Source organism: Nocardia gipuzkoensis, assembly GCF_021183645.1.
Classification (GTDB): domain Bacteria; phylum Actinomycetota; class Actinomycetes; order Mycobacteriales; family Mycobacteriaceae; genus Nocardia; species Nocardia abscessus.
Genome location: NZ_CP089225.1, coordinates 4,149,069 through 4,162,359, shown reverse-complemented (window position 1 = coordinate 4,162,359; position 13,291 = coordinate 4,149,069). Strand labels below are relative to the sequence as shown.

The 13,291-nt window shown below is 69.9% G+C and carries 13 protein-coding genes; 8 read left to right on the top strand and 5 right to left on the bottom strand.

Annotated features, from left to right (window positions below):
- Positions 1-34: 34 nt before the first annotated feature.
- Positions 35-1,210: an exonuclease SbcCD subunit D gene (locus tag LTT66_RS18745; protein WP_233059948.1), complete on the bottom strand. Its 1,176-nt coding sequence runs from the start codon at positions 1,208-1,210 to the stop codon at positions 35-37.
- A 317-nt stretch (positions 1,211-1,527) separates the two neighbouring features.
- Here LTT66_RS18745 and LTT66_RS18740 point away from each other — a divergent pair, with 317 nt between their 5' ends.
- Both LTT66_RS18740 and LTT66_RS18735 read left to right on the top strand, forming a co-directional pair.
- Positions 1,528-2,673 carry a DNA recombination protein RmuC gene (locus LTT66_RS18740; RefSeq protein ID WP_233059947.1) on the top strand — a complete coding sequence of 382 codons (1,146 nt, stop codon included), beginning with the start codon at positions 1,528-1,530 and terminating at the stop codon, positions 2,671-2,673.
- A 58-nt stretch (positions 2,674-2,731) separates the two neighbouring features.
- Positions 2,732-3,601: a DUF6542 domain-containing protein gene (locus tag LTT66_RS18735; protein ID WP_233059946.1), complete on the top strand. Its 870-nt coding sequence runs from the start codon at positions 2,732-2,734 to the stop codon at positions 3,599-3,601.
- Positions 3,602-3,871: 270 nt separating this feature from the next.
- On the opposite strand, the gene LTT66_RS18730 is transcribed toward LTT66_RS18735, so the two are convergent.
- Positions 3,872-4,882: a 4-hydroxy-3-methylbut-2-enyl diphosphate reductase gene (locus LTT66_RS18730; protein ID WP_233059945.1), complete on the bottom strand. Its 1,011-nt coding sequence runs from the start codon at positions 4,880-4,882 to the stop codon at positions 3,872-3,874.
- 295 nt (positions 4,883-5,177) lie between these two features.
- On the opposite strand from LTT66_RS18730, the gene LTT66_RS18725 reads away from it, so the two are divergent.
- The 4 genes from LTT66_RS18725 to LTT66_RS18710 all read left to right on the top strand — a co-directional run bounded on the left by LTT66_RS18725 (position 5,178) and on the right by LTT66_RS18710 (position 7,724).
- On the top strand, positions 5,178-5,789 hold the full coding sequence (locus tag LTT66_RS18725) for a lipid droplet-associated protein (RefSeq protein WP_233059944.1): 612 nt from the start codon (positions 5,178-5,180) through the stop codon (positions 5,787-5,789).
- On the top strand, positions 5,786-7,105 hold the full coding sequence (gene xseA, locus LTT66_RS18720) for an exodeoxyribonuclease VII large subunit (RefSeq protein WP_181723433.1): 1,320 nt from the start codon (positions 5,786-5,788) through the stop codon (positions 7,103-7,105). Before LTT66_RS18725 ends, xseA begins: the two co-directional genes overlap by 4 nt.
- Positions 7,106-7,176: 71 nt before the next feature.
- Complete coding sequence (locus tag LTT66_RS18715) at positions 7,177-7,383, top strand: exodeoxyribonuclease VII small subunit (RefSeq protein WP_195033582.1); 207 nt, start codon at positions 7,177-7,179, stop codon at positions 7,381-7,383.
- Positions 7,380-7,724 carry a VOC family protein gene (locus LTT66_RS18710; RefSeq protein ID WP_233059943.1) on the top strand — a complete coding sequence of 115 codons (345 nt, stop codon included), beginning with the start codon at positions 7,380-7,382 and terminating at the stop codon, positions 7,722-7,724. The genes LTT66_RS18715 and LTT66_RS18710 overlap by 4 nt, the downstream gene beginning before the upstream one ends.
- Before the next feature lie 21 nt (positions 7,725-7,745).
- Here the strand turns inward: LTT66_RS18710 and LTT66_RS18705 are convergent, their stop codons facing one another.
- Together LTT66_RS18705 and LTT66_RS18700 are read right to left on the bottom strand one after the other, a co-directional pair.
- Complete coding sequence (locus LTT66_RS18705; protein ID WP_233059942.1) at positions 7,746-8,237, bottom strand: GNAT family N-acetyltransferase; 492 nt, start codon at positions 8,235-8,237, stop codon at positions 7,746-7,748.
- Between the two features lie 198 nt (positions 8,238-8,435).
- Positions 8,436-9,002, bottom strand: a complete 567-nt coding sequence (locus LTT66_RS18700) for a DUF4245 domain-containing protein (protein WP_195067682.1) — start codon at positions 9,000-9,002, stop codon at positions 8,436-8,438.
- A 130-nt stretch (positions 9,003-9,132) separates the two neighbouring features.
- Here LTT66_RS18700 and glpX point away from each other — a divergent pair, with 130 nt between their 5' ends.
- Both glpX and LTT66_RS18690 read left to right on the top strand, forming a co-directional pair.
- Positions 9,133-10,176, top strand: a complete 1,044-nt coding sequence (gene glpX / locus LTT66_RS18695; protein WP_181723429.1) for a class II fructose-bisphosphatase — start codon at positions 9,133-9,135, stop codon at positions 10,174-10,176.
- 656 nt (positions 10,177-10,832) lie between these two features.
- The gene (locus tag LTT66_RS18690; RefSeq protein ID WP_233059941.1) at positions 10,833-12,236 is read left to right on the top strand and encodes a class II fumarate hydratase; all 1,404 of its coding nucleotides are present in this window, start codon (positions 10,833-10,835) and stop codon (positions 12,234-12,236) included.
- 101 nt (positions 12,237-12,337) lie between these two features.
- Here LTT66_RS18690 and LTT66_RS18685 read toward each other — a convergent pair whose 3' ends face one another.
- Entirely contained in the window at positions 12,338-13,195 is an 858-nt protein-coding gene (locus LTT66_RS18685; protein ID WP_233059940.1) for an acyl-ACP desaturase, read from the bottom strand.
- Between the last annotated feature and the right edge of the window lie 96 nt (positions 13,196-13,291).

Here is a 13,291-nt window from a genome sequence, read left to right as displayed (position 1 = left end):
GCCACCGCGCCTACGCCCGGCCTCGGCGGTGCGCTCATGCGGTCAGTTCCTCGGTGGCGCTCACCGTGGTCACCTGTTCGGGCTCGGCGACGGCGGCGGCAAGCGCCCGCTCCAGCCAGGTCATCTCGCTCGCGCTGGGTAGGCCGCGGACGTCGGTGAGGAAGCTCCGGGCTACTTCGATGTCGCGGCGGCCGTGCACCCGCTCACGGTAGCGCAGTTCCGGGCTCCCCTCGGGCCGCGCCCATTCGACGTGGACGGCATAGGGGAACCGTTCGCGCAGCTTGCGCATCGCGTCGACCGGGCGGGCGACATCGGTGAGCACGGCGGACACGTAGTGCTGTTCGGCCGCGGTGTGCTGCGTGCCGCTGAGCAGCTCGTCCAGGGTGCCGGTGAGCTTGCTCAGCCCGCGGACGGTCGGCAGGTCCCGGCGTCGCACCGCGCCCAGGCCGGAGGCGTCCAGGTCGACGATCCAGACCGCTTTGCGATGCGCGTTCTCGCCGAACGAGTACGGCAGCGGCGAACCGGAGTAGCGCACCGGCTCGGCCAGCGTCTGCGGCGAGTGCAGGTGGCCGAGGGCCACGTAGTCGATGCCGTCGAAGGCGGACAGCGGAACCGTCTCCACGCCGCCGACCGAGATCGAGCGCTCCGATCCGGTGGCCTCCGCACCGACGACGAAGGCGTGGGCGAGTACGACCGTCCGTGCCCCTGGCCGCCGTGTGATGTCGGCACGGATGCGCGCCATGGCCGCGTCCAGGATCTCGGCGTGCGAGCGTGCCTGCGGCACTTCGAGTTCGGCGCGGGTGATCTCCGGCTCCAAGTACGGGATGCCGTAGAACGCCACCGGCCCGTGCTCGTCCTCCAGCAGGACAGGGCGATCGGCGTCGGCGACGGTGGTGCGTAGATACAACCCGCCCGCCGCGGCGAAGCTCGCGCCCGCGCCCAACCGGGCAGGTGAATCGTGATTGCCCGAGGTGGCCACGATCTGGGCCCCCGCGGCACGAATGGCCTCGAATCCCCGGTTGCACACCGCGATCGCGTCGGCGCTCGGAATCGACCGGTCGTACACGTCACCGGGCAGCACCACCACGTCGACCGACTCCTCGGCCACCAGCTCCGCGATCGCGGTCAGTGAACGAGTCTGGTCGGCAAGCAGATCGACCCCGTGGAACGTGCGCCCGATGTGCCAGTCCGAGGTGTGCAGCATCCGCATGCCGCGAAACCGTAGGGCAACCCACCGACAGACTTCAATCGCCAGGCCCGGCTGAGTCGCATCTGCCCAGCCGGGCTACGGCGTGTCCACCGGAACGAGCGCACGTGTCCGGCCCGGCGGGCGGGATTCGCCGACATGCGAATCACCGCATATCCGTTTGCCTCCATTCCCGCGCGACGCAGGCGATTCCGGATGCCGGAATCTCGAATGGTGTGCGGATCTTTGCGGAACGCGCTGGCAGCGCCGATTGCCGACGCGATGCCGGGCAGTTGCCCACTGCCGGCTTCTTGTCGGTGACGTACGGCACTATCGGCGCTATGACCGCACCGATGCTCGTCGCACTGCTGCTGGTGTTCGCCGCCGGTCTCGGCCTCGGCTGGCTGGGCCATACCGCGCGCGCCGGTCACCGCGCCACGGCGGCGGAGGCGCGCCTGGCGGTCGCGGCGGACAACGAGCGATTGCTACGCCAGTCGCTCAGCGCCGCCAACGAGGATGCCGCGCGCAGGCATTCGCACGCCGTCGGTGCGATGGTGGAGCCGCTGCGCGCGGCGGTCGGCGCGCTGAACGAGCACATCCAGCAGGTCGAGCGACAGCGGATCAACGCGTATTCGGGTCTGCGCGAACAGGTCGCGAGCATGCAGCGCACCTCCCACCAGCTCACCGGGCAGACCGGCCAGCTGGTCGCGGCGCTGCGCGCGCCCCAGGTACGGGGGCGATGGGGCGAGATCCAGCTGGAACGGGTGGTCGAGCTCGCCGGGATGACCAGGCACTGTGACTTCCAGACGCAGGTGCACCGAACGGGTCGCGGCGAGGACGACCGCACGGTGCGGCCGGACCTGGTGGTGCGGCTGGCGGGCGCCCGGCACATCGTGGTGGACGCGAAGGTGCCGTTCGCCGCCTACCTGGACGCCTGCGGCACCGACGACCCCGATGTGCGCGCCGAGCTGCTCACCAGGCACGCCAAACATCTGCGCGCGCACGTCGACCAGCTGTCGGACAAGGCGTACTGGGCCGCCTTCGAGCCCACGCCGGAATTCGTGGTGCTGTTCGTGCCCGGCGATCCGTTCCTGGACGCGGCCCTGACCACCGATTCGGAGCTGCTGGAGTACGCGTTCGGCCGCAACGTGATCCTCGCTACGCCGACCACTCTGATCGCGTTGCTCCGCACCATCGCCTTCGGCTGGCGGCAGGAGGCGCTGTCCGAGGACATGGCGACGGTGCAGCGTCTCGGGCGTGAGCTGTATCACCGGCTCGGCATGACCGGCAAGCATCTGGACCGGCTCGGCGCGCAACTCGGCAAAGCCGTGGAGGCGTTCAACTACACCGTGGCCTCCGTGGAGTCGCGGGTGATGGTCACCGCGCGCAAGCTGCACGACCTGGAAATAGCCGAGCAGGACGTGCCTACGATCGGGCGGGTGGATTCCCTGCCCCGCGCGGTGGGCTTCGCCGACGCGGGTGAGTAACCAGCCCGATAGCCGTGCCGCCACGCCGCCGAGCACGGCGGCAACTAGTGTGCATGTCGTGGCTGCTTCCGAACGTGTGCGATCCCGGGTGCCCGCGCCGCAACGCTCGATCCTGCCGTCGGTGCCGGGGATCCCGGTCGGCGCGGCGATCCTGATCGCGGTTGCGTGCACGTTTCTGGGGTTTCTGATCGATGCCAGCGGCGGCAGCGCCGAACTGACCGGCACGTTCGCCGCGCTGTACGTCCTCGGGTGCGTGGCGGCCGTCGCCGCCGTGCGCTATCGCGGCTTGTTCAGCACGATGGTGCTGCCGCCCCTGCTGCTCTTCATCGCCGTGCCGCTGGCTTATCAGCAGCTCACCGGTCGTGGCTCGACCTCGCTGAAGGACATCCTGCTGAACCTGGCGATCCCGCTGGTGAACCGGTTCCCGACGATGATGCTCGCCACGATCGCCGTCCTGCTGATCGGCGGCGCCCGGATCTATCTGCACCGCCGCGAAGAGGAGGCGGCCCGGCCGCCCTCGTCTCGCCGCCGTGGCGAGAGCTGGGGTAAGCGGTCGCAGGCGAAGAAGAGCGGGCCCGCGCGTTCGTCCGGCGGCCTCGCGGACTCGGCGCGCCGCAAAGCCCGCCGCCCGAAGAAGCAGCCCGATGAGCCCCCGCTGGACGACGCGGACGAGCCCGCGCCTCGGCCGGCCCGCCGACCGGCGGCGCAGGTCGCCGATGCCGCGCCCCGGGTCGCACCGTCTCGTCCGCGCGAAGGCCGGGGCCCGGCCCGGGGTGCAGGCCGTCCGGCCGCTGCCACGCCCCGTCCCGACGGCGAACCACCGCGCGGCGCGCGCCGACGCGACATGCCGCCGCATCCCCAGCCCAATGTGCGCTACCGCGAACGCGATTCCAGCCGCACGGAACGGCGCAGGCCGGAGAACTTGTAGGCGAGTTCGCCGCTCGCCCGGCTGCGCGAATTCCGCGTCCCCGGGCGATCGACCAGCACGTACCGAAGCCCCACCACCCGCGCGAGCGCGGCTTCAGCGACGAACGTCGCTCGATGCCCAGCGAAACGCGAAGACGAGGGTCTCGTCGGCAATGGTGAACGGATCGCACCGCATGCTCGCGATCGGCGGCACCAGCGCAGGTGCGACACGTTCGCGGGCGGCCCGCCGAACACGTACCGAAGCCCGCACCCGCCTGCGCGGGGCTCGGCGTCAGCGACGGGCGTCGCGCAGTTCCCGGGGCAGCGAGAAGACGAGGGTCTCGTTGGCCGTGGTGACCGGCTGGACCTCCCCGTAACCGTGCTCGGCCAGCATGTCCAGGACGCCGCGGACCAGGATGTCGGGGACCGAGGCTCCCGAGGTGATACCGATCGTGCGGACACCCTCGAGCCAGGCCGGGTCGATTTCGCGGGCGAAGTCCACCAGGTAGGCCGCCTTGGCGCCCGCCCCGAGCGCGACCTCGACCAGACGCACCGAGTTCGACGAGTTGCGGGAGCCGACCACGATCACCAGGTCGCATTCGGGCGCCATCGCCTTCACCGCGACCTGGCGGTTCTGCGTGGCGTAGCAGATGTCGTCGCTCGGCGGGTCCTGCAGTCCGGGGAAGCGCTCGCGCAGCCGCTGCACCGTCTCCATCGTCTCGTCCACGCTCAACGTGGTCTGCGAGAGCCAGATCACCTTCGACTCGTCGCGCACGCTGACCTTGTCCACCGCGTCCGGCCCGTCGACCAGCTGGACGTGCTCGGGCGCCTCACCGGCGGTGCCCTCGACCTCCTCGTGGCCCTCGTGACCGATCAGCAGGATGTCGTAGTCGTCACGGGCGAAGCGCTTGGCCTCCTGGTGCACCTTGGTCACCAGCGGGCAGGTGGCGTCGATGGTGTGCAGACTGCGCGCGGCGGCCGACGCGTGCACCGCGGGCGACACGCCGTGCGCGGAGAACACGACGACCGCGCCCTCGGGCACCTCGTCGGTCTCGTCGACGAAGACCACGCCGCGGTCGCGCAGCGTCTCCACGACATGCCGGTTGTGCACGATCTCCTTACGCACGTAGATCGGCGCGCCGTGCTTGTCGAGCGCCTTCTCCACGGTTTCGACCGCGCGGTCCACGCCGGCGCAGTACCCGCGCGGCTCCGCGAGCAGCACGCGTTTTCCGCCGTCGGCAACGGCGTTTCCGGCGCCTGCCGAGCGGGCGATTCCGACGTTCAAGGGAATGGCCGAAGACATGCCCACAGGATACGTGCGGCCCGGGACCCCGCCACCTCCGGGAGTTGTCCGTCACATCCCCCGCGAGATCCGCGGAGCACGGGCCGCGAGCTGGGACGGAAGGCCGTCACCGCGGGGTTGCCGACATGCCGCGGCGAATGTCTCGGACACTTCGCCGGGACCTGCGTTTATTCTCCGCATTATGAGCACAGCGCCGCGCAATTCCGGCCGATCGGCCGCGCGCCGGAACGGGCGAATATCCGAACCGCGCTCGCCCCTCCTTTGCATAACACACCATTTCGGGCAGGCTAGGACCATGTTTCGACCACCCTTTCTGGCCCGGGTCGCAGCCGGAGCCGCCGTATACGCTCTCGAGGAATCCCGTCGGCTACCTACGGCGGCAATGAATTTCCCGATCACGGCCATCAGTCAGATGCTGCAGACGACGATGCACGTCCAGCAGTTCGTGACCAGTCTGGCGCTGAAGGGCGACGCGGTTTTCGATCGACTGTCCAACCGCCCGGTCGAGCAGCCGGAGTGGGCCACGTTCGACGAGGACCTCGCCGACGAGCCGAGCCCCGCCTCGCATCGCGCGAGCCGATTCGACCTCTACACCGCCGACGATCCCGAACCGTTCCGCGCGGGCGAGACCAACGGCCATGCCGCCCCGGTGACGACGATCGGGGAGCAACCGGCCGAGCCGGAATCCGATCCCGACCCTGTCGCGGAAGCGCCCGCGATCGCCGAACCGGAAGTCGCCGTCCGATACGACTACGCCAACATGACCCTGGCCCAGTTGCGCGCACGGCTGCGCATGCTGACCCTCGAAGACCTCGTCGCGCTGCTGGAGTACGAGCAGCACACCCGCGCCAGGGCGCCGTTCGTGACCATGCTGACGAACCGGATCGCCACCGTGCAGGCCCAGTGACCGAACCAAGGACACCCGCGTCGCCCGCGGTCGGCCGGGAAACCCCCGGCCAACCCGCCGCACCGGCCAATTCCGCCGAGCACCCGTGGCCGGTGCGCTCGGTGTCCATCAAGGTCGCCCAGTGGATCGACCGGCTCGGCAGCATCTGGGTGGAGGGCCAGATCACCCAGATCAACCTCCGTCCCGGCACCCGGACCGCGTTCCTGGTGCTGCGCGACTCGTCCGCCGACATGTCGCTGTCGGTGACCTGTGACCCCGATCTCATTCGCAATTCCCCCGTGCCCCTGCAAGAGGGCAGCCGAGTGGTGGTCTACGGCAAGCTCTCGTTCTTCACCGGGCGCGGCACGATCTCCTTGCGCGTGCTGGAGATTCGGCCGGTCGGCATCGGCGAACTGCTGGCCCGCATCGAACGACTGAAGGCGCTACTGGCCGCCGAGGGGCTGTTCGATCCCAGGCTCAAGCGCCCGATCCCGTTCCTGCCCGGGACGGTCGGCCTGATCACCGGCCGCGCCAGTGCCGCGGAGCGCGACGTGCTGAGCGTCGCCAGGAATCGTTGGCCCGCGGTCCGTTTCGAAATCCGCAATACCGCCGTGCAGGGACCGACCGCGGTGCCGCAGATGCTCGCCGCCCTGGCCGAGCTGGATCGCCACCCGGCCGTCGAGGTGATCGTGCTCGCGCGCGGCGGCGGCAGCGTGGAAGACCTGCTGCCGTTCTCCGATGAGGCGCTGTGCCGCGCCATCGTGGCCGCGACCACGCCGATCGTGAGCGCGATCGGCCACGAGCCGGACAACCCGCTCAGCGACCTGGTCGCCGACCTGCGCGCGGCCACCCCGACCGATGCCGCCAAGCGGATCGTCCCGGACGCCGCCGCCGAACTGGCCTGCATCCGCGAACTGCGCGAACGCACCGCCGCCGCGCTGCGCGGCTGGGTCGACCGGGAGACCAGGGCGCTGGCCCAGCTGCGGTCGCGGCCGGTACTCGCCGCACCACTGCGCGAGATCGATCGCCGCCAGGAAGAGGTGGAACGCCTGCGCACGGCCGCGCACCGCTGCGCCGAGCAGCTCATCCGCACCGAATCCACGGCCACCCGGCACCTGCGCGAGAAACTCACCGCCGTGGGCCCGGCCGCCACACTGTCGCGTGGCTACGCTGTCGTACAGCGCGTCACCGGCCGGGAACGGGAGGTGGTGCGTTCCATCGAGGACGCGCCCGCGGGCAGCCAGCTGCGCATCCGGGTCGCCGACGGCGCCGTCACGGCCGCCGCGCTCGGCACTCAGGCGCTGGGCGCCAAGCACACCGACACAGGGAGGAACTGACCTTGGCCGAGTCCGGCAAGTCCGCGGGGAAGAACGGGACGGGCGCCGACCCGGCCGACGAATCGGCCGAGATCGCCGGTTTCGGTTACGAACGGGCGCGCGACGAACTCGTCAACGTCGTCAAGATCCTCGAGCAAGGCGGCCTCGACCTGGACGAATCCCTCGCCCTGTGGGAGCGCGGCGAGGCGCTGGCCAACCGCTGCGAAGAACACCTGGCGGGCGCGCGCAAGCGCGTCGAGGACGCGCTGCACCGCACCGACCTGGAACAGCCGCAATGACCATCCGCCGCGCCACGCCCGACGTCCGCACCGCCGACCTGGCCGCGAGCCGCGACTTCTACCGGCTGCTCGGTTTCCGCGAGGCGATGGACCTGGGCTGGGTGGTGACGATGGTCTCGCCGTCCAACCCGACCGCCCAGGTCCTGCTCGTCGGCCCGGAGGCCGAACAGCTCCAGCCGGACATCAGTGTGGAGGTGGACGACGTCGACGCCGTGCACGCGGCGGTCATCGCCGCAGGGGCCGACATCGTCTACCCCTTGCGCGACGAGCCGTGGGGCGTGCGCCGCTTCTTCGTCCGCGACCCGAGCGGGACCATCGTCAACGTGGTGAGCCACCGCTGACGGCGGTCCTCGGAATCGCTCCTACCGCGCCACGGCGCGGAACCGCGCGACGCCGTCCTCGCTGCTCACCCGCTCGAACCCGGCTTTCTCCAGCACCCGCACCGACGGTGGATTGGCCAGTTCCACATCGGCGCGCACCACGCGGACGCCGGGCGCGGTGAACGCGTGCGCCGTCAAAGCGACGGTGGCCTCGGTCGCGTAGCCACGACCGCGCCGCGAGGCGACGATGCCGTACCCGAGCTCCAGCTCGCCGTCGGCGGGCGGCCAGAACAGCCCGATCGATCCGACGACGAGTCCACTCGATCGCTCGACGATCAGCCGGTGCCCGAAAGGTCCGAGCCAGTCCGGATGCGCGGCGAACAACCCCGCGATGACGCGATCTCCCTCGGCCGGGAAATCCGCCGCCCACAGGGCATGACGCCGGCCATCGAGCACGGCGGCCGCCGCACCGGCGGACCACGACCGCAGGATCAGGCGTTCGGTGAGCAGATCGGAAGAGATGGAAACAGACACGTGATACTCCTGGTCATCGATGAACAGACCGGTTCACGTCGAGGAGTCTGCGGAAGAATCAGGAGCGCGCGAACCGGCGAAGGGCATGCGAAATACGGCTGGCGGCAGCCATATTCATCGACCTCCGGGATCCGGTTCGGCACGTGTCTCGTACCGCGGCAAACTTAACGGTCGCGCGCGGCCGAAGGCAAGGGCGTTTCAGGGCTTCAGTGGTTGCGCCGCGGTGATCGCCTGGGCGAGCGTGGTGAACGCCGCTTGATTGCCCGCGCCGGTGATCAGCACGCGGGACTGGCCGAGGTCGGTGATCCAGGCGGTCTCCGAGCCCTGCTCGGCGTAGACGATCCACTTCTGCGCGCCGACCTGCTCGGTGCCGCCGGCGTACCGGGAGCCGAGCACGAACCGGGCCAGCGCCTCCTCGGTGGCGTTGCTCTGGGTGAATCGCATGTAGGTGCCCTGCGGCGTGATGTAGCCGACCGTGCTGGCCGGTCCGCCGCCGGTGCCGCCGATGGACTCCCGGCTGCCGGAGTTCGGCGTCCAGTCCGCGGGCAGGTCCGGGTTGCGGATCGGGAACGGCATGGAGCGAGCGTCGGCGGTGAGCGCCGCCCGCGCGTCGAAGTGCGGGATCTGCCCCTGCGTCGGACCGTTCGCGGCGAAACTGCACTGGCTGGCCAGGCCCGCGAAAACCAGCGCGATCAACACCAACGGGATCAGCGACCAGAACAGATCCCGGTAGTCGTTCAGGATGCGTGGCTTTTGGTACGACACGCTCCCAGTATCCACTCGGACGGTAACGCTGCCCCGCGCACCCCGACACCGTCGAGCAGGGGTGTACGCCCGTGCCACATCGAATGAGACAATCGACCGGTACGTACCGACGCACAGGAGGCACCCCGCAATGACGGCAACTTCCCCCACACCTAGCCGCCGCGAGGCGCCCGACCGCAACCTCGCACTCGAGCTGGTCCGCGTGACCGAGGCAGGGGCGATGGCCGCGGGCCGGTGGGTCGGGCGCGGCGACAAGGAAGGGGGCGACGGCGCCGCCGTCGACGCCATGCGGCAGCTGGTCAGCTCGGTGTCCATGCGCGGCATCGTCGTCATCGGCGAGGGCGAGAAGGACGAGGCGCCCATGCTGTACAACGGCGAGGCCGTCGGCGACGGCACCGGCCCCGAAGTGGACTTCGCGGTGGACCCGATCGACGGCACCACGCTGATGTCCAAGGGCGTACCGGGCGCGATCTCGGTGCTCGCGGTCGCCGAGCGCGGCGCCATGTTCGACCCGTCCGCGGTGTTCTACATGCACAAGATCGCCGTCGGTCCCGACGCTGCCGACGTGCTCGATATCTCGGCGCCGATCGGCGAGAACATCCGCCGGGTCGCCAAGGCCAAGAGCTTGTCGAAGTCCGACCTGACCGTCTGCATCCTGGACCGTCCCCGGCACGCCGAACTGATCCAGCAGGTGCGCGACGCGGGCGCCCGCATCCGCCTGATCTCCGACGGCGACGTCGCGGGCGCGATCGCCGCGGCCCGCCCGGAGTCCGGCACCGACATCCTGGTCGGCATCGGCGGCACGCCCGAGGGCATCATCGCCGCCGCCGCGATCCGCTGCATGGGCGGCGAGTTGCAGGGCAAGCTCGCGCCGAAGGACGACGAGGAACGGCAGAAGGCCATCGACGCGGGCCACGACCTCGACCGCGTGCTGACCACCGAGGACCTCGTCTCCGGTGAGAACGTCTTCTTCTGCGCCACCGGCGTCACCGACGGCGACCTGCTACGCGGCGTGCGCTACTACGGCGGCGGCGCGTCCACCCAGTCGATCGTCATGCGCTCGAAGTCCGGCACCGTCCGCATGATCGACGCCTACCACCGCCTGACCAAGCTGCGCGAATACTCCTCGGTCGACTTCATCGGCGACGAACACGCGGTTCCGCCGCTGCCGTGATATTGGCCGCGACTTCGTCGCGGCGTGTTCGCGGCCCCCTTATGGCTCGCCTCCGAGCGACCGCCGCTGGCGACTTCGTCGCGGACGCGGCGGCCGCTCGGAGGCGAGCCGGGCCGCGAACGGCGCATGCTCGGTCTCGCTTCGCTCGAAACCTGGGGTCGAGGTCAGCAGGGCGCGTGAGGTTGATAGCCGCGCGATCGGGGGTTCGCCGTCGTGGGTGACGAGCAGCCCCTCATCGCCAACGCCGCAGTCGTTCGGACGCGAGCCGGACCGCGAACGGACAATGCTCGGTCTCGCTCCGCTCGAAACCGGAGTGGCCGAGTGGTGCCGGGGGGCTGGGGGGCTGGGGGGCTGGGGGGCTGGGATCCAGCAATACCCCTCGGGTACCCGATCGCGCTGCCCGGGGCGAAACAGCTGTCCGTGGCGATTCGTCGCGGAGCAGCAGATCCTCGGGGCGAGTCGGGTGAGCATTCGCACGGCCATCACGACAGCTCGACGGTGCCCTTCGCGATATCGGGCGCGAGCACGGCTTTCATATGGGAGCGGCGGCATTCGGGGAGTCGGTTTCGTATTCCCGGTGCGTGGCGGCTGGGGTGTGCGAATGACCTCAGGCGTGGCTGCCCCATGGGGGGCGGCTGCGGCATAGGGTCGGAATTATGACCGAGGAGCAGCAGTACCGCATCGAGCACGACACCATGGGCGAGGTTCGGGTTCCGGTGGACGCTTTGTGGCGGGCGCAGACGCAGCGGGCCGTGGAGAACTTCCCGATCAGCGGACGCGGCTTGGAGCGCGCGCAGATCCGCGCGCTCGGCCTGCTGAAGGCCGCGTGCGCCACGGTGAACCGCGACCTGGGTCTGCTCGATCCCGGCAAGGCCGATGCCATCGTCGCCGCGGCGAACGAGATCGCCGAAGGCAAGCACGACGATCAGTTCCCGATCGACGTCTTCCAAACCGGTTCCGGCACCAGCTCGAACATGAACGCCAACGAGGTGATCGCCTCGCTGGCCAAGGCGAAGGGCGTCACCGTCCACCCGAACGACGACGTGAACATGTCGCAGTCGTCCAACGACACCTTTCCGACGGCGACGCATCTGGCCGCCACCGAGGCGGTCATCACGGATCTGGTTCCCGCGCTGGAACATCTGCGACTGGCGCTGCTGGACAAGTCGGTGGAATGGCGGACCGTGGTCAAGTCCGGGCGCACCCACCTGATGGACGCGGTGCCGGTCACCCTGGGTCAGGAGTTCGGCGGCTACACCCGTCAGATCGCGGCGAGCATCGACCGTGTCATGGCGACGCTGCCGCGGCTGGGCGAACTGCCGATCGGCGGAACGGCGGTCGGCACCGGGCTGAACGCACCGGACGGCTTCGGCGCGAAGGTCGTCGCGGAACTGGTGCGCACCACCGGCATCGATGCGCTGCGCGAGGCCGAGGACCACTTCGAGGCGCAGGCCGCGCGCGACGGTCTGGTCGAGGCGTCCGGCGCGCTCCGCACGATCGCGGTGAGCCTGACCAAGATCGCCAACGACATTCGCTGGATGGGCTCGGGCCCGCTGACCGGTCTGGCCGAGCTCCAGCTGCCGGATCTGCAGCCGGGCAGCTCCATCATGCCGGGCAAGGTGAATCCGGTTCTGCCCGAGGCGGTCACTCAGGTCGGCGCGCAGGTGATCGGCAACGACGCCGCGGTCGCCTTCGCGGGCGCGAACGGCGCTTTCGAACTGAACGTGTACATCCCGGTGATGGCTCGCAACCTGCTGGAGTCGATTCGCCTGCTGGCCAATGTCTCTCGCCTCTTCGCCGACAAGTGCGTGCGCGGTCTGGCCGCCAACGTCGAGCACCTGCGTACGCTCGCCGAGTCCTCCCCCTCGATCGTGACCCCGCTGAACTCGGCGATCGGTTACGAGGAGGCGGCCGCGGTCGCGAAGGAAGCGCTGAAGGAAAAGAAGACGATTCGCCAGACCGTCATCGATCGCGGGCTGCTCGACGAGAAACTGACCGAAGCGGAACTCGACCGCCGACTCGACGTGCTGGCCATGGCGAAGGTGAAAGAGCAGGACTGAGGAGACCGCAAACGAACGCCACCTCGGTAGCCGTGGGGCTACCGAGGTGGCGTTTTCGGCTGGAACGCCCGCGAAGCGGGTCCGTCTCGGATGACGGCAGGTCAGTCGCGCAAGCGCGAGAGTTCCTCGCGCGCCAGCACACCGTCCGGGCCGAAATCGGTGCGGGTGAAGATGTTCCACCGCCGCAGCAACGGCGCGAAGACCAGCTCGTCCTCCTTGGACCGGTCGTAGACGCCCGCCTCGGCCAGCGCCGCGTCGCTGCTGCGGCCGTCCGGCAGCGTCACGGTCGGGACCTCGAAACCGGCGACGCGGTCGGCGATGGCCCGCACGGTCTGGTCCGGCACCAGGTCGAGCGCGGCGGCGACCAGGTCGGCGAAGAAGACCGACTGCAGTTCGTCGTCCCGCGCGATGCGCTCGGCCATAGCGGTGACCAGGGGGTTCTCCCCGAGCGCGGCGATGTTGCGGTGCCGGACCGCGCTGGCGACCTCCTCGAACGCGCAGTTGGCCAGCACATCGAGCAGGTGCATCGCCGGGCGGCGGAAGCCCTTGGTCATGTGCTCCATCCGCAACCGCTCCAGTTGCACCGGGTCGACGGCCCTGGTGACCATGAGGTAGTTGCGGATCATGATCTCGTGACGGTTCTCCTCGGCCGTCCAGCGGCCGACCCAGCGCCACCACGCGCCGGTGCGCAGGTACTTGCCGATCTCGCGGTGATACGAGGGCAAGTTGTCGGCGATCAGCACGGAGACGGTCAACGCCAGTTTGGCGGTGTCGCTGAGCTCGGACTGTTCCGGCGACCAGTCGGTACCGCCGAGGAAGGCGAAGTTGCGCCCGTCGTCCCACGGCACGAAGTCGTGTGGCTGCCACCCGTCGGCGACATCGACGTGCTTGCGCAGCAGCAGTTCTACGTCCACCGCGAGCGATTCGAGCAATTCGCGATCGGTCAGGAGAGTTTGCACCGAGATAACCTAGCGGCTTGGCCCGCGAAGCGGGGGCGGATGGATGGAATGGGCGGGCTACCGGGACCGCAGGGCGGTCCCGGACGCCGAAATCCC